Origin of the sequence: Microbulbifer sp. YPW16 (genome assembly GCF_021290385.1) — a bacterium.
Classification (GTDB): Bacteria; Pseudomonadota; Gammaproteobacteria; order Pseudomonadales; family Cellvibrionaceae; genus Microbulbifer; species Microbulbifer zhoushanensis.
On record NZ_CP089928.1, the window covers coordinates 1,304,403 to 1,323,261 of the forward strand.

Sequence of the window (18,859 nt, forward strand, 5' to 3'; positions counted from 1 at the left end):
TCTCCCTCATCGCTGTTTGAATGGACGGCTACCGTTCGCAATCAAACCCTGTCCTGGCGACAGAGGGTATTAACCATTGGTCTAAGTCACCCACCGAATTAGACCAATGTCTAAGTTGGGATCAGGCCCTTCCTTTATATTTTCCCCGGGTTTCGACGTTTGTCTAATACGCCGATGTGCGCCCCGGTGACAGAATTCGATGCAATCCAGAATATTCCCATCATTGAACCCAGCGAGGCAGCGCAAGATGACAGAACCAACGCTCTACCCCGTACCCGATTCCTATGCCGGCAGGACCCTGCTGGATGAACAGGGCTACTTCGAAATGTACCGGCGCTCGATCGAGGACAGCGAGGGCTTCTGGCGCGAACAGGCCCGGCGGCTCGACTGGATGAAGCCGTTCACGCAGGTAAAGGATGTCTCCTTTGCCCGCGATGACCTGCACATCCGCTGGTTCGCCGACGGCACCTTGAACGTGGCCGCAAACTGCCTGGACCGCCACCTGGCCACGCGCGGCGACGATACCGCCATCCTGTGGGTTGGCGATGAGCCCGGCAACAGCCGTGAGATCAGCTACCGGGAACTGCACAATGAGGTATGCCGCTTCGCCAACGGCCTGAAGTCCCTGGGGGTAAGGCGCGGGGATGTGGTCACCATCTACATGCCGATGATCCCGCAGGCGGCGGTGGCCATGCTCGCCTGTGCCCGGATCGGCGCGGTCCACTCGGTGGTCTTCGCCGGCTTCTCCCCTGAAGCGCTGGCAGGGCGTATGGACGACGGCCAGTCGCGGGTGATTGTCACGGCCAATGCCGGCCGGCGCGGTGGCCGCTCAGTGGTGCTGAAGGAGAACGTGGATCGGGCCATCGACCTGTGCCGGGAAACCACTGTGGAAACAGCGGTGGTGGTGAACTACACCGACGACCCGGTGGACATGGTGCCCGGCCGGGACGTGGACTATGGAGAGCTGCTGGCGGCACAGAACGACGAATGCCCGGCCGAGGAAATGGGCGCTGAGGACCCGCTGTTTATCCTCTATACCTCCGGTTCCACCGGCAAGCCCAAGGGGGTCCTGCACACCAGCGGCGGATACCTCACCTATGCGTCCCTGACCCACGAATATGTATTCGACTACCGTCCCGGCGAGCGCTACTGGTGCGCCGCGGATATCGGCTGGGTCACCGGCCACACCTACATTATCTACGGGCCGCTGGCCAACGGCGCCACCACGGTGATGTACGAGGGCGTCCCCAATTACCCGGATGTACGCCGCGTGGCGCAGGTAATCGACGAGCACCGGATCAATATCCTGTACATTGCCCCCACTGCCATCCGCGCCCTGATGGCCGAGGGTGACAGGCCCACGGAGGGCGCCGACCTCTCCTCCCTGCGACTCCTGGGGACCGTGGGCGAACCTATCAACCCCGAGGCCTGGCGCTGGTACCACCGCAGCTTCGGCCGCGGCAAATGCCCGATTGTGGATACCTGGTGGCAGACGGAAACCGGCGCCGCCCTGCTGACGCCCCTGCCCGGTGCCACGGCATTGAAGCCCGGCTCCGCCACCCGCCCCTTCTTTGGCATCCGCCCAGCGCTGGTGGACAACGATGGCAACATCCTGGAAGGGGCTGCCGAGGGCAACCTGGTGATGCTGGACAGCTGGCCGGGGCAGATGCGCACCGTGTTCGGGGATCACCAGCGCTTTGTCGATACCTACTTCAGCACCTTCCCGGGAATGTACTTCACCGGCGACGGCGCCCGGCGGGATGCAGACGACTATTACTGGATCACCGGCCGCGTGGACGACGTGCTGAATGTCTCGGGCCACCGCATGGGCACCGCGGAAATCGAGAGCGCACTGGTGGCCCATCCCGCTGTGGCAGAGGCCGCGGTGGTGGGTTTCCCCCATGACATCAAGGGCCAGGGCATCTACGTATACGTAACCCTGAACAGTGATGTGGAGCCGGATGAGAAGATGCGCATAGCCCTGCGTGACTGGCTGCGCCGAGAGATCGGCCCCATCGCGACACCGGATATCATCCAGTGGGCGCCCGGGCTGCCAAAGACCCGGTCCGGCAAGATTATGCGGCGGATCCTGCGCAAGATCGCCGCTGACGAGTGCGACCAGCTGGGGGATATTTCCACGCTGGCGGACCCGGGAGTAGTGGAGCAGCTGATCGAGAACCACGCGCAACTGGCCGAACCGGCCTGAGGAGTGGCCCGGCGGCCCCGTTGCCCCTGACGCCTGTACCGGCCCTCACGGCGCCGGTGCGGGCAATTGGCTATGGCCACCAGGAGTGTCACATTCACAGATAACCGAGCCAACAGACCCCGTCCCGTCGTAAACTGAGCCGCACCCGGCGTTACAATAATGAAAATGACAAAGGGCTCCGCGAGAGCCCGCACGATGATGAGGGAGTTATGGGCATTCAATCCGATTCCCATCGGCACAGGCGCCAGTTTATCGTCGCCGATGACCACCCACTGTTCCGCAGTGCGCTGCGCCAGTCCATCCGCCAGATCTTCCCCGAAGCGGAGCTGCACGAGGCGCACGATATGGAATCCCTGCAGGCATGTGTGGCCGGGCACGGCGACTGCGACCTGCTGCTGCTCGACCTGCATATGCCGGGGGCACATGGCTTCAGTGGCCTGGCCTTCCTGGCCGGGCAGTACCCGCAGTTGCCGGTCATGGTGGTGTCCGCCAATGAGAAGCCGGAGGTGATGTGCCGGTCGATCGACTACGGTGCCTGCGGTTTCCTGCCCAAGTCAGCCCCGGTAGAGACCATTGCCGAGGCCATCGGGGAGGTGCTTGCCGGCGAGATTTGGCTGCCCGAGGGGATTTCCAGTCTGTGCGCAAGGCAGGAATCGGACAGCGACGCGGTAGCGGATGTGGTTGCCGCGCTGACCCCCCAGCAGTTCCGCGTCGCCACCATGCTCGGAGAGGGCCTGCTCAACAAGCAGATCGCCTACGAGATGAATGTAACCGAGGCGACGGTGAAGGCACACCTGACCGCGCTGTTCCGCAAGCTGGGCGTCAATTCGCGGACCCAGGCGGTGCTGGCCCTCAACAGCCTGGACGTCGAGCAGCCGGGCCAGTTCAATCCACCTCCTCGGCAACCTGAGCCCGCCTGACCCGCCGTACCAGGTTACGCAACGCCGCCGGCTTTGCCGGCTTGGGCAGGTAGTGCAACCCGGCAACCCGCGCGCTGTCTCGCACCTGTCCCGAAATATCAGCGCTGATCAGTATCCCCGGCACGCGCTCCCCCCATACCTCGACCAGTCCCTCGAAAGCGTCCACGCCGGTTTCATCGTTATCCAGGTGATAATCGACAATTACCAGCTCCGGAGGCGGGGACGCCGCACTGATGGAAAACGCCGCCTCCAGGGAATGGGCTACAGATACCCGGCAGCCCCAGCCCTCAAGCAGGCTCTGCATGCCCCGCACTATCGCATCCTCGTTATCGATACACAGCACCCGCAGCCCCCCAAGTCCGCCGGGCCCGGCGCTGGCGCCCGGCTCCCGCCCGGGCCGGCGACCAGTCGAGACACTCCCCAGGGGCAGCCGGATGGAAAACATGGCGCCGCGGCCCGGTGTGGAGCGCAGGTCAATGGCATGCCCCAGCAGGCTGGCACTGCGGCTGGCAATTGCCAGCCCCAGTCCCAGGCCCTTGTCGGGACCGCGCTCGGCCGTCGACAGGCGCACGAACTCGTCGAATATCCGCGATTGCTCCTGCGGGGCAATACCGGGCCCCGTGTCCCAGACCTGGATCTCCAGCTCGCCGCCGCGGCGGCGCACACCGAGCAATACGCGCCCGCGGCGGGTGTAATGCAGCGCATTACCCAGGAAATTCTGCAGGATACGCCGCAATAACTGCCGGTCACTGTAGACCCAGGCGCTGCAGGCCACATACCGGAACTGCAGGTTGCGGTCTGCGGCAATGGCCGCGAACTCGGTCGCCAGCCCCCCCAGCAACTCGGCCAGCGGAAAATGTTCGCGGTTGGGCGTCAGCTTGCCCGAGTCCAGCCGGCTGATTTCCCGCAGGGCGCCGATCAACTGCTCGGCGGAATTGAGGGCACCGTCGATACCGGCGATATCGTGCATGGCCTCTGGCCAGTCCTGGCGCCCGGCTTTCTGCTGGGCCGAGGCGATAAAAAGCCGGGCCGCGTTGATGGGCTGCAGCAGGTCATGGCTGGTGTGGGCGAGGAAGCGGGACTTGGCTGCATGGAGGTCCGCCAGTTCAGCAGTGCGCTGCGCCACCCGCTGTTCCAGGGTACGCTGGTTCTCCTCCAGTGCATCCACCGCCGCCCGGTAATCGCTGATATCGGTGAAGGTGCTTACGAAACCACCGCCCGGCATCGGCGTACCCCGCACTTCGACGATAACGCCATTGGGCAGGCGGCGCTCGAACCGGTGGGCACTGCCGTGGCGCAACAGGTCCAACCGTCTCGCCACCTGGGCATCCAGGTCACCCTGGTTGTCCCCGTAGAGTCCCCGCTCGGCGTTGTGGCGGTAGAGGCGCTCGATCGGGCAACCGATATACAGCAACCGCCGGGGATACTCGAACAAATCGATGTACTGCTGGTTCCAGGCCACCAGGCGCAGCTCCGCATCCACCACGCTGATTCCCTGGCTAATTGTCTCGACCGTGGTCTGCAGCAGCTCCTGGCTGAAACGCAGTTTCTCCGAGGCACCGTCCACCAGGCGCGCGATATCCTCCACTTTCAGGGGCCGGTTGCGCCGCAGCAATTCCACCACCTGGTGCGCGGTGGCGGAACCCACCACCCCGGCGAGGACGCCTTCGGCCTCACGCACGGCAAATCGCGGGGCCTGGTCGTCGGGCAGCAGGCGCTGTCCCGAACGCTGCTCGAACTCGCGCCATATCCCATCGAGGCGCCCGGCACCGACAAATGGCTTCATCAGGCTGTGCAACTGCCCCATGGGAATGCTGGTGGGGGACAGCTCGATACTTTCATCCCGCACCGTTTCACCGCTGCCCACGAATAATTCCGCCTGGCGCCGATCGAGCTTGCCCTGCCGGCACAGCCCTGACACCAGCACAAACAGCGAGATATTGGCCAGCAGGCTCCAGAAGACACCGTGACTCAGGCTGTCCAGTCCCGCGAGCCCCATCATCTGCTCCGGGCGCAGCCAACTGATTCCCAGCGGGCCCGACTCGACCAGGCTCGCCCCGGGGAAGATCGCCGGCACTACCAGGCAGTAGAACCAGAGCGCATAGCCGGCGGACAGGCCCGCCCAGACGCCATTGCGATGGGCACGCCGCCAGTAGAGGCCCGCCACCAGTGCCGGGGCCAGTTGCGCCGCGGCTGCAAAGGACAGCAGGCCAACGGGCGCCAGGGCATCCAGTCCGGTGATGGCGCGGTGCACCCCCCAGCCCATCAGCATCAGGAGCATGATGCTGGCAGCGCGTACCTGGCGCAGGTAATTGCCGAAGGAAACCGCGGACAGCCGTGTATAGCGACTCAGGTAGAGCCACACCGGGCCCACCAGCTCATTGGAAATCATGATCGCCAGTGTCACCGCCGCCACCACCACCATGCCGGTGGCCGCGGAAAAGCCCCCCAGGTAGACGAGCGCGGTCAGGGCGCCCTGGTCGGCGGCCATGGGCAGGGTCAGCACCAGGCTATCCGGCGCCAGTCCCTGTGCAAGCAGCGGCTGGCCGGCCATGGCGATAGGCAGGATCAGGATCGAGAACAGCACCAGGTAGAGCGGCAGCAACCAGCGCGCGGCCTGCAGGTCCCGGGGTCCCTGGTATTCCACCACCGCCATATGGAACTGGCGCGGCAGGCAGATGATGGCGACGGTGGCCAGTAAAGTCTGGGTGAGGAAACCGGCATCCAGTTCCAGAGGGTCCCAGCGACGCTCCAGCACCGCGCCGGACGCGAGCGTCTCGTCCAGCAGCAGCCAGCAGGCGAACCCGCCGATTGCGGCGAAGGCCAGGAGTTTCACCAGCGACTCCAGGGCGATCGCCGCCACTACACCGCGGTTGCGCTCGCGCCCCTCCAGGTGGCGGGTTCCGAAAAACACCGCGAACAACCCCATCAGCAGCGCGGTGACCAGGGCCGTATCCAGGTTCACAAAGCCACCGCCGGCACCACCGCCGACCGTATCCCAGGCCATGGTGACGGCGCGCAGTTGCAGCGCGATATAGGGCAGAGTCCCGAAGATTGCCAGCAGCGCCACCAGCGCAGACAGGCCGCGACTCTTGCCATAGCGGGAGCCAATGAAATCGGCGATGGAGGTGACTTTCTGCCGCTCGCCAACCACCAGCAGCCGGCGCAGGAAGGATCCACCAAACAGGAACAGCAGGATTGGCCCCAGGTAAATGGGCAGGTAGCTCCAGGTACTGGCTGTCGACTGGCCCACCCCGCCGAAAAATGTCCAGGAGCTGCAGTAAACCGCCAGCGCCAGGGCGTAGACCAGTGGCCGGTAGCGCCCCTTCCCACTGCCCCGGCGGTCTGCTCGCCATGCCACCGCGAACAGCAGTGCCACGTATACCAGGGCCAGCAACAGCAGGAGGGGTTTGCCGATCATATCTCAGTCCACCGAGTACAGGGGTGCGCCTAAAACATCTTTCCCTTTATACCCGAAGCCCGGGGGCCCCCGCTATTAGCGGATGGTCGCAAGGGTGGCGCCGGGTTCCGTTGACAAGCACGGGCGCTGGGCTAGTCTCCAACATATCTCCCCATCCATCCCAGGAGCAGCCAAGCGAGGCCATGATGATAATTGCCACCGATATGCCGGAAGTCGCCAACTGCGCTGTCACCCAGTGCGCCTTCAACACCGATGATTCCTGCCACGCCCGCGCCATTACCATCGGCCATGGCCAGGATCCGGACTGTGACACCTTCTTCGACAACTCGCAGCACACCGACAGTGACCGCACCGCCGGGGTCGGCGCCTGCAAGATGACCGACTGCAGCCACAACGATGACTTCGAGTGCTCCGCGGACAGTATCCAGGTGGGCAAGAGTGGTAATTCGGTCAATTGCCTGACCTACAGCGCCCGGCACTGAACCTCCCCATTCCACCCGGCCACCTGGCCGGGTGGGAAACCCGCACCTTGCATCCCAGCCGCTGCGGCCCTTCCGCCGCAGGCAATTCCCCCTCCGCAGGATCTGTGTTGAAATCAGTGGTCAAAGCCGCCGCTTGGCGGATATGGACACCTTCAATGCAAATGGCAAGGATGGCTGAGGCATGCTGGATTCCGCCGACCCGGTCGAACTATCACGGCGATTTGCCGGCCCGATAACAGCGGTCGAGTTGCCGGGCCTGAGTGGCGTGGCGGGGCTGTGCGCCGAGACCCGGTTCGACCCCGGGGCCTACGATGACCAGCTCTACCAGACCCTGCAGGTCACCTTTCCCCGCTCTCTCGCCAGAGCCGTGCCCCGGCGCAGGGCTGAGTTCCTCGCCGGTCGTTACCTGGCCGGCACCCTGCTGCGCCGCCTGGGATCCGTGCAAACCACAGTCGGCATGGGTCAGCAGCGCCAACCACTGTGGCCAGAGGGTTTCACCGGCTCCATCACCCACGACGCCGGCCGTGCAATCTGCACCGTTGCGCCTGCGCCTGCCATCCTCGGGATCGACTACGAGCCAGTGCTCCCCCGGGGACAGTGCGCAGAAGTGCTCGCAGCGATTACCGCCGGTGGTGAGGCGGGGCAACTGACAAGAGTATTCGGCGACCCGGCGCTTGGAACGACTGTGCTGTTCTCGGCCAAGGAAAGCCTGTTCAAAGCCCTCTACCCGCTGGCGCGAGACTACTTTGAATTTACCGATGTGGGACTGGCGACTGCCTACCCATCGAAAGGACTGCTGCAACTGGAAGCCCTGCGGGACCTGTCAGCAATAGTACACCGGGGGCAGGTATTCAGGCTCGGCTTCCGTCGGCATGGCGGCGGCATCCTTACCTGGCTGGTCGATGGTGCAGAATCCCGGCCAGCCGGTTAGCCACCGGGTGCGGGATGCCAAACCGGAACCGGGAACTGCTGCCCCGGCTCCCGGTTCTGGAAGAGGCCAGTGATCAGGCTGCTGCGCTGCCCGATGCCAGGGTGTCCGCGATATATCGGTTCACGATTTTCTCGAGAATATCCAGCGGCACCGCGCCGTTCTTCAGCACCACATCGTGAAAGTCGCGCAAATCAAAACGATCACCCAGCTGTTGCTCGGCCTGCTCGCGCAATTCCAGGATCTTGATCATGCCGATCTTGTAGGCTGTCGCCTGGCCGGGCATGACGATATAGCGCTCGATTTCCGCGGTGACATCGCTCTCTGCCATGCCCGTATTTGCCAGCATATATTCTATCGCCTGCTCCCGCGTCCAGCGCTTTTGGTGAATGCCGGTATCCACCACCAGGCGCACCGCCCGGAACAGCTCCGCTACCAGGCGACCGACATTGTCGTAGGGGTTGTCCTGGAAACCAAGCTCCCAGGCCACCCGCTCGGCGTACAGCGCCCAGCCTTCGGTGTAGGCCGTGAACGGCGCCATACGGCGCAACAACGGCATACCTTCCAGTTCCTGCGCAATCGCGATCTGGAAGTGGTGCCCGGGGATGCCCTCGTGGTAGGCCAGGGTGCGCATTCCGAATTTTGGCGTTGCCTCGATATCATAGAGGTTGGCAAAAAACCGTCCCGGGCGGCTGCCATCCAGTGCCGGCTGTTGATAATAGGCACCGGGCGCGGTCTTTTCCTTGAACTCGGGAATGCGGACAACCTCCAGCCCGGCCTGGGGACGCACGCGGAAAGCGTCATCCAGGCCCGCACTGATCTCATCCAGGATCTCCTGGTAATCAGCCAGGATCTGCTGACGCCCCGCATCGCTGTCCTCGTAATAAAATTCGGGACGGTCATTCAACTCATCTATGGCCGCGGTAAATCCGTCGGAGGTGTCCATGCCCTGCTGTGCCAGGATCTCCAGTATTTGCCCCTGGATCCGCTCAACTTCTGCCAGCCCAAGGCGGTGAATTTCGTCCGCGCTGTAATCGGTGGTAGTGAACATCTTCAGGGCCAGCCGGTAAGCCTCTTCCCCCTGCGGCAGGTGCCAGTAGCCATGGTCGGTGCCGGCGCGGTCAGACAGGTTGGCGAAGTAACTGATCAATCCCTGGTATGCGGGATACACATGGGACTCGATCCGCGCTTCGGCCTTCTCGAGCATGGCACCTGCCTCTGCGGGAGCGATGGCAGTGGACTCATCCATCTTTTTCGCCAGTGAGGTGTAGAGAATATTCTCCTCCACCGGCGCTTTCACAAATCCACGCATTTCGTCGAGTACCCGTTCAATCACAAAGCGCGGCGGGATGATGCCGCGGTCCTCGCGAATGCGGAGGTCGTCCAGTAACTGGGCGAATTTGGTTTCCACAGCCTCCAGGCGCGAAAGGTAATTCTCCGCGTCCTCCAACTCGTGTACCTGGTGCTGGGCCTCCATAAAACTGGGATAGCCGTTCTGAACGCCAAACAGCTGGTTGACCGGGTAGGTGTGATAGCGAAACTTTTCCGCCTCGGTCACCATATCGGCCAGGTAGATGGCAATTTCCCGGGTCAGTTGCTGCTGTTCGTCCAGGCCCTCATAGCGGTCAAGCGTCTTCCGGAACTGGCGGAAGTCCGCAAACATGGCCTCGGTTTTTGCCGTGCTGATCTCGTCCAGCTCCGCGTTGTGCCCCTTGATCCCGAGGGATTCCAGGAAACCCAGTGAGGTGAGCATTTCCGGGCTGTCGAACGCGACTTTCACCAGCTGGCGATCGACAAAGACACGGAATGAGAAAGGTTTTTCGGCATACCATTCATGGGCAGCCAGGGAGCCGGCGGCCACTACCAGTGCCAGCAGGCTGCCGCCGATTATTTTCAGGATTTTCACAGTAAGGCTCTCTGTTCTTTTCGATCAGCCACGCATTCGGCACAGGGGCCAGCCGGTAGCGATCCAGGTCTTGTATATCAGGACACGCCTATTTCATGCCCCATCGGACTCACACCACCACGATGCGGAATTGCGACCGGATTCTTTTTATAGTCACAGAGAGAATACACTGATCCCGCCAGTGAATCACAGCGGGACGCCCTTGCTAGTCGATGTCCGTGGCCGGTCGTTCGAAGCCACTGTCCCGGGGCGAACGTTCGGCCGGGGCAGCAACCGGCTCCCGGACCACCCCGGTGGCGGTCGGGTGCGCCTCGATCCAGGGACGATACTGTGCCTCCACGGCCTTACGCTTGATTTTAAGCGTGGGTGTGGCCAGTTCATTCTGCGGTGTCCAGTCGCCCCGGACCAGGAATATCGCCCGTATGCGCTGATGATAGGCCAGCGTTTCATTGACGGCTTCCAGGTCCCGGGACAGCTGCTCCGCACACTCGTGCGGATCCATTTTTTTTGCCAGCTCGGACAGGGTCGCCAGCATTACCGGCTGGTCCATGCCGTGCCCCAAAACACATACCTGCCCCAGCAGCGGGTTATCACCGAAGCGGCCCTCGAGCTCGGGAGGCTGGATAAACTTGCCCTTGCTGGTCTTGAAGGAATCGGCCAGGCGGCCTGTAACGTGCAGCAGCCCATCACTGTCGATATAGCCTTCATCACCGGTGTGATAGTAGCCGTCCCGGAGCACTTCGGCGGTTTTCTCCGGCTCCAGGTAGTAGCCCTTCATCAGTGCGCGACTGCGAAACAGGATTTCGCCCCGCTCGGATATTTTCACTTCGCAGTCCCAGAACGGCTTGCCCACTGTGCCCGGAACCGGCGTTTCCCCCATGTGGGTAATGCAGCCATAAATAAAATTCTCGGTCATGCCATAGCCATCAGTGACCATCATGCCCATGCGGTGGTACCACTTCTGCAAATCGATGGAAATCGGCGAAGCGCCGGTTACCAGCATTCGCGCCTGGTCCAACCCCAGTCCCTTTTGCACCTTGTTGCGGAACCAGCGATTGACCCCGGGGAGCTGTAACAGCAGATGCTGGATGCGTGGCGGTATCTTTGCGTCGATCCCTTCCTTGAACTTGGCCCACAGGCGCGGTACCGAGAAAAACATGGTCGGGCGGGTACGCTGCAGGTCTGCAAGGAAAGTATCGAGGGACTCGGGAAAGTGTACCGGGGTCCCCGCATAAAGGCTGTGGAACTCGACCACGATCCGCTCGGCGGCATGCGCCAGCGGCAGGTAGGAAAAAAAACGGTCACTTTCATCAAAACCGAAGCCACGCACCATATTCGGCACGGCGAAAGAGATTGCCGACCAGGTATGCATGACTCCCTTGGGGTTACCCGTGGTACCCGACGTGTACATGATGGTGAAGACCTGGTCATCGGGATAGAGGGGACAGTCGGTTATGGCCCGGTGCTCGGCCACCAGCTGCTCCAGGGATTCATCACAGTCAATCTCACAACGCTGGATTGCTACAGAAGGCAGGGTCGCAGCGACTTCCTTCAGGGCCTCATTGTCGTCACTGGCACCACAGAAAATCAGCCGTGACTCGGAATGCTCCAGCACATAGCGCATGGATGTTGTGGACTGGCCCGGGTATAGCGGGACACTGACCATACCCGCCAGCATGATGGCAATATCGACGATGATCCAGTCAGCGCAGTTCTTGGCATGAATCGCGATCCGGTCACCGGGCTGGTACCGCTCACCGAGGAATGCAGCAATACGGCGAGCCCGGTCCATGACCTCGCCCCAGGTGTATTCGCGCCACTGGCGTTGCTGCATCTGCCGCAGGTATATGCGGTCGGGCTGCTCCCGCTCCCGTTGGTAGAGGATATCCAGGGGCTGCCGGCCCTGCAGGCCAGCGTACTTCTCTTCAGGGGTCATACCGGCACCTCACAATCGTTATTGTGTTTGTTGTGACTCTGCGGCTACCTCATCGCTGTTTTGCGGTCCCTCTGCCAGGACCAGAAGCTAGTATAAGCATAATTTTTTGCGCCTGTCGCAGCTGTTCGGCAGGCCCCAGCCGGGCAGCGGGTGACTTACCCGGGCAAAAAAAGCCCGGCAATGCCGGGCTTCCAGATAACACTTTAAAAGTGAACTTAATTTGGCAGCGATTTCATTCCCATATTGAACAGGGTAAAGCTGAAGATATCCGCGTACTGTTCGATGCTCTTCGAAACGGGGGTGCCCGCCCCGTGGCCGGCCTTGGTTTCGATACGGATCAGTGTCGGGGCCGCCCCCGCCTGCTTGGCCTGCAGCTCTGCGGCAAACTTGAAGGAATGAGCCGGCACTACACGGTCATCATGGTCTGCGGTGGTGACCAGGGTGGCCGGATACTCCACGCCCGCCTTCACATTGTGTACCGGCGAGTAACCCTTCAGGTACTCGAACATCTCCTTGCTGTCCTCAGCAGTGCCGTAATCATAGGCCCAGCCAGCACCGGCGGTGAAAGTGTGGTAACGCAGCATATCCATCACGCCCACCGCCGGCAGGGCGACCCGGAACAGGTCCGGTCGCTGGGTCATAACCGCACCAACCAGCAGGCCGCCATTGGACCCACCACGAATGGCGAGGTAATCGCTGGATGTGTAGTTCTTCTCGACCAGGAACTCGGCCGCAGCGATAAAGTCATCGAACACGTTCTGCTTTTGCAGCTTGGTGCCCGCCTTATGCCAGTTTTTGCCGTACTCGCCGCCACCTCGGAGGTTGGGCACCGCATACACGCCGCCCAGCTCCAGCCAGGCTGCGTTGGCGATACTGAATGATGGCGTCAGGCTGATATTGAAGCCGCCATAGCCATACAGGATGGTCGGGTTCTTGCCGTCGAGCTCGAGCCCCTTCTTGTGCGTGATCATCATGGGCACACGTGTGCCATCCGCGGAGGTATAGAACACCTGGGTGGACTCGTAGCGATCGCTGTCAAAGTCCGCACCGGACTTCCGGAATACAGTGGAGTCACCTTCATCCGCATCCAGCGCAAAGATGGTTGAGGGTGTCTTGTAGTTGGTGAACGAGTAATAGAGGACATCGTCCTCACGCTTACCGCTGATGGAAGAGGCACTTCCCGGCCCGGGCAGCTCGATCTCGCGCACACGCTCGCCATCGTAGTCATACTGGTAAACCTTCGACAACGCATCGACCATGTATTCAGCAAAGAGGTAGCCACCGCCAGTGGATGCAGTCAGTACATTCCCGGTTTCGGGAATAAAATCCACCCAGTTGTCAGGGGAGGGAGCCGACGCATCAACAGTCACAATCTTCTTGTTCGGTGCATCGCGATTAGTCACCAGGTAAAGCTTGCTGTCGACATTATCGATCACGTAGGTATCTGATTCGAAATCCTCCAGCACCGGTACCAGTGGGGCCGACTCCTTTGTCAGGTCGCGGATGAAAAGATCATTACCGGACGTGGAACGGGCCCCGGAGATAACCAGGAAGCGGTCGTCCTCGGTCACGTAACCCTGAACATAGCGGCGCTTCTGTTCAGGCTTGCCTCCGAAAACCAGGCGGTCCCCGGATTGCGGCTGGCCCAATTTATGATAGTAGAGCTTGTGCTGGTCGGTTTTCGCGGACAGCTCACTGCCCTCTGGCTTGTCATAGCTGGAATAGTAGAACCCCTCATTGCCTTTCCAGGAGATGCCGGAAAACTTCACGTCCACCAGCGGCTCCTCGAGGACCTCTTTCGTTTCGGCATCCATGACAATGATCTTGCGCCAGTCACTGCCGCCCTCGGAGATGGCATATGCGGCGATAGAGCCGTCCCGGGAAAAGCTCAGGGTAGCGAGCGATGTGGTCCCATCCTCGCTGAACTGATTCGGGTCGAGGAAGACCTCGGCCTCGCCTTCGCCCTTGCGGCGCCATACCACGTACTGGTCCTGCAGGCCGTCGTTGCGATAGAAGTATGTGTATTCCCCCTCGGTGAAGGGGCGCCCCACTTTCTCATAATTCCACAGGGATTCCAGCCGCTGCTTCAGTGTCTCGCGATAGGGGATACTTTCCAGGTAATCAAAGGTGACAGCGTTCTGCGCCTCAACCCAGGCCCCGGTTTCCTCACTGCGGTCATCCTCCAGCCAGCGATAGGGGTCTGCCACTTCAGCACCGAAATAGGTATCGATCACCTCGCCCTCCCTGGTTTCCGGGTAAACAATATCGGCGATGGGGTTGTTCGCCACGCTCTCGCTTGCCGAGACCTGTGATTCCCCCGGGGACTCCCCGGAACAGGCAGCGAGGAGGCCGACAACAGCCAGTGAGGTAAGCTTTCTCATGCGTAAGTTTCTCGCGTCTTCTTATTGGACATTCCGGCAGGACAACCTGCCTCCAGCTACGGCGACTTCCGTCACCACAGCAAGGGAAACAGCAAACCGCTTCCGGCAATAAATAGCAAGCCGCCCCCGGGCGACAGGATATTTACCCGGGAAAACAGCAACTGGCAGCCGCATACCCCGCCAGCCCGCCGTCTGACAAAGGAATCTGTCAACCGTTATGCCGGAGTGAACAGCTGAAAGGGAGAGTGTGTGCGGGGGAAACCTGCAGCCATGGAACAGCTCGGCAGCAAGGTTAATGGGGCGGGGAAAAATAAAGGGCGATGCCCGGTTGGGCACCGCCCTCAATCGAGACGCCAGCGGTGGGACCTAGCCCACCTTTTCGCCGTGCGCCTGCTTGTCGGCGTGGTAGGAGGAGCGCACCAGGGGACCGCAGGCCGCATGCTTGAAGCCGATCTGCTCCGCATAGCGGCGGTATTCCTCGAACTCGTCGGGGTGCACGTAACGCTGTACCGGCAGGTGTTCCTTGCTGGGCTGGAGGTACTGGCCAATGGTGAGCATATCGATGTCGTGCTCGCGCATATCATCCAGTACCCGGAAAATCTCTTCCTTTTCCTCACCCAGGCCCACCATCAGGCCGGACTTGGTCAGCACATCCGGGCGACGTTTCTTGTATTCCTTGAGCAGCTTCAGGGACCACTTGTAGTTGGCGCCCGGGCGGGACTCACGATAGAGGCGCGGCACCGTCTCCAGGTTGTGGTTGAACACATCCGGGGCCTCGGCTTCAAGGATATCCAACGCCACATCCATCCGGCCGCGGAAATCCGGCGTGAGGATTTCCACCTGCAGGTTGGGGGAGTGCTCACGGGCAGTACGAATGCATTCCGCAAAGTGCTGGGCACCACCATCGCGCAGGTCGTCTCGGTCCACGGAGGTGATCACCACGTAGCGCAGGCTCATGGCCGCGATGGCCTCGGCCAGGTGCTTGGGCTCTTCCGGATCCAGCGGGTTGGGCTTGCCGTGGCCGACGTCGCAGAAAGGACAACGGCGGGTGCAGATCTCGCCCATGATCATGAAGGTAGCGGTACCACCGCTGAAGCACTCGTGCAGGTTCGGGCAGCTGGCCTCCTCACACACGGTGGCCAGCTTCTGCGAACGCAGGATTTTCTTGATCCGGTCCACTTCCTTCGAAGCCGGCACCTTCACCCGGATCCAGTCCGGCTTGCGCAGTACCTGGTCACTGGCAATCACCTTGACCGGGATGCGCTCAACCTTTTCGCCATCCCGCAGTTTCTCGCCCTGCTTCAGCCGGCGGGTCCGTTTTACCGGTACCAGGTCGGGCTTCTCAGTTCTGGAATCGTCAGCCATTACTCGTTTCCTGCTCCTCTTTGCCCTTTTCAGGGGCGCTTGCACGCGCAAAAATTTGCTCGTCTACCGGTTGCCAGTCGGCTGCCGGCAGCGAGAGTGCACGAAGCAGTTCGCGCACGAAAATATCCGCTACCTGCGACCAGGCAGGTGTCGGTTGAATCAGCTCGGCCATCTGCACCATCTGCATGCCCGCGTAGCCGCAGGGGTTGATCCGCAGGAAGGGCGCCAGGTCCATATCAATATTGATGGCAATGCCGTGGAAACTGCAGCCGCGGCGCACGCGCAGGCCGATCGAGGCAATTTTACTGCCCGCCCGCGGCCCATCCGTGAGGTAGACACCGGGGGCATCGGCACGGGGTGCCGCAACAATACCGTACTCGGCCAGCATGGCCACTGTCGCCTGCTCCAGGCCCGAGACCAGGTCCCGTACTCCCACCTTGATCCGGCGCAGGTCCAGCAGCGGATAGACCACCAGCTGTCCCGGGCCGTGGTAGGTCACCTGCCCGCCGCGATCCACCTGCACCACCGGGATATCCCCGGTATTGAGCAGGTGCTCGGCCTTGCCGGCCTGGCCCTGGGTGAATACCGGCTCGTGCTCGACGCACCAGATCTGGTCTGCGCTGTTCTCGTCGCGCCGATCGGTGTAGCTGGACATGGCGCGCCAGACGGATTCGTAGTCGCGGCGCCCGAGGTTACAAACCCTGGTCATCACATCACCATATGGACGGAGGGGTGGGCCTTCAGCTCATCGAACAGGGCCTGCAGCTGGGGCTCGCCGGTGGCGAGGATATAGAAAGTCATCGAGGTAAAGCGACCGTTGCGGCTCTCCCGCAGCGTGACGCGGTCCTCATCGAGACCCGGCGCATGGCGGCGCATCACCTCTAGGACAAATTCATGGGTCTCATCATCGGAATCCCGCACCACTTTGACCAGGTAGTCTTCACAGGGGAATTCGATCTTCGGGGGCTGCTGGCTTTGATCTTGGCTCATTGCACTCTCTCCGGGCCGCATAATTGCACATTAAATAAACACAGTAGCGGCCGGGCGGCGATTATACAGCCCCGGGAGTGGAGTGGACAGGGATCACAGGATTTGGCGGGAACCGCACAGTTGGCGGCGAAAATGTCCGCCCCCGCGCCCCGCATCAGGGGCACAGGGGGCGGACAGGAGAGTTATTCGAAGAAGCTCATCACGAAGCGTTTCAGGGCATCCCACATACGCTTGAAGAACCCGGCCTGCTCCACCTCTTCCGCGGCAACGGCACGAACATCCGCGACCGTTTCACCATCAAGGGTCACGACCACCTTGCCCAGCTGTTGGCCCTTTTTGATCGGTGCCTCCAGCTCGCCATCGATGATCAGGTCAGCCTTGATGCTCTCCTCGCCACCGCGGGGAATGGTGACGAAAACATCTTTCTCCACCGCGATGCCCACCTGGGGCTCCTTGCCACCCCAGACACGCTCGCTCTGCAACACATCGTCGGCACTGTATACCTTGTGGGTCTGGTAGTAGCGAAAGCCGTAGGCCAGCAGTTTCTGGGACTCGGCAGCGCGCTTGTCATCGCTATCGGTTCCCAGTACCACGGAGATCAGGCGCATGCCCCGCTTCTGCGCGGATGCCACCAGGCAGAATCCGGCGGCCTCGGTGTGGCCGGTCTTGATACCGTCCACTGCATTGTCGCGCCACAACAGGCGATTGCGGTTGGGCTGGTTGATACCGGCGTAGCTGAAATATTTCTCGGAGTAGATCTGGTAGTGCTCGGGGTGATCATTGATCAGTGCCCGTGCCAGCGTCGCCAGGTCACGCGCCGTAGTCATATGACCCTCGGCCGGCCAGCCGGTAGCATTCTTGAAGCTGGTATCGCGCATCCCCAGCAGCTCTGCCTGCTGGTTCATCACCTCGGCAAACACTTCCTCGCTGCCGGACACGTATTCCGCCAGTGCGATACTGGCATCGTTACCGGATTGGATGATAACACCGCGCAGCAGGTCGATCACCGGCACCTTGTCACCGACCTTGACGAACATCTTGGAGCCGCCTTTCTTCCAGGCCTTCTCCGAGATGGGGACCAGGTCCGTTTCCTTGATGCTGCCTTTCTCGATCTCCTCCGAGACGATATAGGCAGTCATCATCTTGGTCAGGCTGGCCGGCGGCACCTGCTTGTCCGCATTGTGCTCCACCAGCACCTGCCCGGTGTGGGCATCAACCAGCAGGTAGGCGGTCGCGGCCAGCTGGGGCGGCGCGGGAATCAGCGGCTGTTCAGCAACGGCTACGCCGGTGGTCAACGTCAGTAGCAGGCTGGCAAAAAGGCGCTTAAGCATGGCTGAAAGTCTCATTATTCCTCATGTCAGTTGGATATCCATACAAATCGGGCCGCTCTTCCGGCCCGGCTGTTCGCGGCGACCCCCACTGGGCCCATATGCCGCTCAGTCGTAAACGACCTGGGGGGTGCCGAGACGGTTCTCCTCGACCGACTCGCGCAGCGCCACCAGCGCGCGTTGCTGGGCAATGGGCCCGATACGCACCCGGTAGAGCGTTGTGCCGTCAGCCCGAACCGGACTGACCGATACAGGATAGTCGACCACAGCCGATACCTGCCCGCGTATGCGATTAGCCTGGGTGGCGTCGCTGAACGCGCCCACCTGCAGGAAAGTATTATCAGGCAGCTTGAAGCTGGCATCCTGGGCCAGGGCTTCCCTGGCGGCCACATCCTTTTCACGGACCAGCGTCTCATTCGCGGCCGGCAGGGTCTGCGGGTCGATGGCCGTCACTTCCACCCGGGCCACCCCCTTGTCGATATACCCCAGCTTCTGTGCCGCGGTATAGCTAAGATCAATGATGCGGCCCGGCACAAACGGTCCGCGGTCGTTGACCCGCACGATCACGCTGCGACCGTTCTCGAGGTTGGTTACCTTGGCATAGCTGGGCAGCGGCAGGGTTTTGTGCGCCGCGGACATGGCGTACATATTGTACACCTCGCCATTGGCGGTACGACGGCCGTGGAACTTGGTGCCATACCAGGACGCATGGCCGCGCTCACTATAGCCCTTGACGCCCCGCAACACCGAATACCTGACACCGTTCACCACATAGGGGGATTTGTTGCCCGCCTTACCGATGGGCTCCCGGACCGGGGTCGGTTCCGGCGCCGCCAGCATATCCACTGGCTGCGGCGGACCACTGTCCTTGACCGTATCCGGCGCCGGGCCCGGAACCGGTTTGCGTGTTGGCTTCTGGGCCTGGTGGCTACACGCCGCCAGCGCCAGCACGGCAATCATCGCCGCAATTCGCGAATTGGTAAGAATCATGGTCCC

General features: G+C 61.8%; 13 protein-coding genes. 4 read left to right on the forward strand and 9 right to left on the reverse strand.

The features are described from left to right. Positions 1-247: 247 nt before the first annotated feature. Together acs and LVE68_RS05675 are read left to right on the forward strand one after the other, a co-directional pair. Positions 248-2,206, forward strand: coding sequence for an acetate--CoA ligase (gene acs, locus LVE68_RS05670; RefSeq protein ID WP_233006055.1), 1,959 nt, complete (start codon positions 248-250; stop codon positions 2,204-2,206). Between the two features lie 209 nt (positions 2,207-2,415). After that, positions 2,416-3,126, forward strand: a complete 711-nt coding sequence (locus tag LVE68_RS05675; protein WP_233006056.1) for a response regulator — start codon at positions 2,416-2,418, stop codon at positions 3,124-3,126. Here LVE68_RS05675 and LVE68_RS05680 read toward each other — a convergent pair. Then, the gene (locus LVE68_RS05680) at positions 3,092-6,547 is read right to left on the reverse strand and encodes a hybrid sensor histidine kinase/response regulator (RefSeq protein WP_233006057.1); all 3,456 of its coding nucleotides are present in this window, start codon (positions 6,545-6,547) and stop codon (positions 3,092-3,094) included. The two genes, LVE68_RS05675 and LVE68_RS05680, sit on opposite strands and share 35 nt — an antisense overlap. 182 nt (positions 6,548-6,729) lie before the next feature. Here LVE68_RS05680 and LVE68_RS05685 point away from each other — a divergent pair, with 182 nt between their 5' ends. After that, positions 6,730-7,029: a DUF1540 domain-containing protein gene (locus tag LVE68_RS05685; RefSeq protein WP_233006058.1), complete on the forward strand. Its 300-nt coding sequence runs from the start codon at positions 6,730-6,732 to the stop codon at positions 7,027-7,029. Between the two features lie 181 nt (positions 7,030-7,210). After that, a complete protein-coding gene (locus tag LVE68_RS05690) occupies positions 7,211-7,960 on the forward strand; it encodes a 4'-phosphopantetheinyl transferase family protein (protein ID WP_233006059.1) in 750 nt (249 codons plus the stop codon). A gap of 73 nt (positions 7,961-8,033) precedes the next feature. On the opposite strand, the gene LVE68_RS05695 is transcribed toward LVE68_RS05690, so the two are convergent. The 8 genes from LVE68_RS05695 to LVE68_RS18195 form a co-directional block, all read right to left on the reverse strand. Then, positions 8,034-9,863 (reverse strand): DUF885 domain-containing protein, encoded by a 1,830-nt coding sequence (locus LVE68_RS05695; protein ID WP_233006060.1) that lies wholly within the window; start codon positions 9,861-9,863, stop codon positions 8,034-8,036. 205 nt (positions 9,864-10,068) lie between these two features. Further along, positions 10,069-11,799: an AMP-binding protein gene (locus tag LVE68_RS05700; protein WP_233006061.1), complete on the reverse strand. Its 1,731-nt coding sequence runs from the start codon at positions 11,797-11,799 to the stop codon at positions 10,069-10,071. Positions 11,800-12,014: 215 nt separating this feature from the next. Then, a complete protein-coding gene (locus LVE68_RS05705; protein WP_233006062.1) occupies positions 12,015-14,180 on the reverse strand; it encodes a prolyl oligopeptidase family serine peptidase in 2,166 nt (721 codons plus the stop codon). Between the two features lie 366 nt (positions 14,181-14,546). Beyond that, the gene (gene lipA, locus LVE68_RS05710) at positions 14,547-15,545 is read right to left on the reverse strand and encodes a lipoyl synthase (RefSeq protein WP_233006063.1); all 999 of its coding nucleotides are present in this window, start codon (positions 15,543-15,545) and stop codon (positions 14,547-14,549) included. Beyond that, on the reverse strand, positions 15,538-16,254 hold the full coding sequence (gene lipB, locus LVE68_RS05715; protein ID WP_233006064.1) for a lipoyl(octanoyl) transferase LipB: 717 nt from the start codon (positions 16,252-16,254) through the stop codon (positions 15,538-15,540). The genes lipA and lipB overlap by 8 nt, the downstream gene beginning before the upstream one ends. Beyond that, complete coding sequence (locus tag LVE68_RS05720) at positions 16,254-16,535, reverse strand: HP0495 family protein (protein ID WP_233006065.1); 282 nt, start codon at positions 16,533-16,535, stop codon at positions 16,254-16,256. The genes lipB and LVE68_RS05720 overlap by 1 nt, the downstream gene beginning before the upstream one ends. Positions 16,536-16,717: 182 nt before the next feature. Beyond that, complete coding sequence (locus LVE68_RS05725; protein WP_370636792.1) at positions 16,718-17,881, reverse strand: D-alanyl-D-alanine carboxypeptidase family protein; 1,164 nt, start codon at positions 17,879-17,881, stop codon at positions 16,718-16,720. 90 nt (positions 17,882-17,971) lie between these two features. After that, positions 17,972-18,853, reverse strand: a complete 882-nt coding sequence (locus LVE68_RS18195) for a septal ring lytic transglycosylase RlpA family protein (RefSeq protein ID WP_305080411.1) — start codon at positions 18,851-18,853, stop codon at positions 17,972-17,974. Positions 18,854-18,859 lie beyond the last annotated feature (6 nt).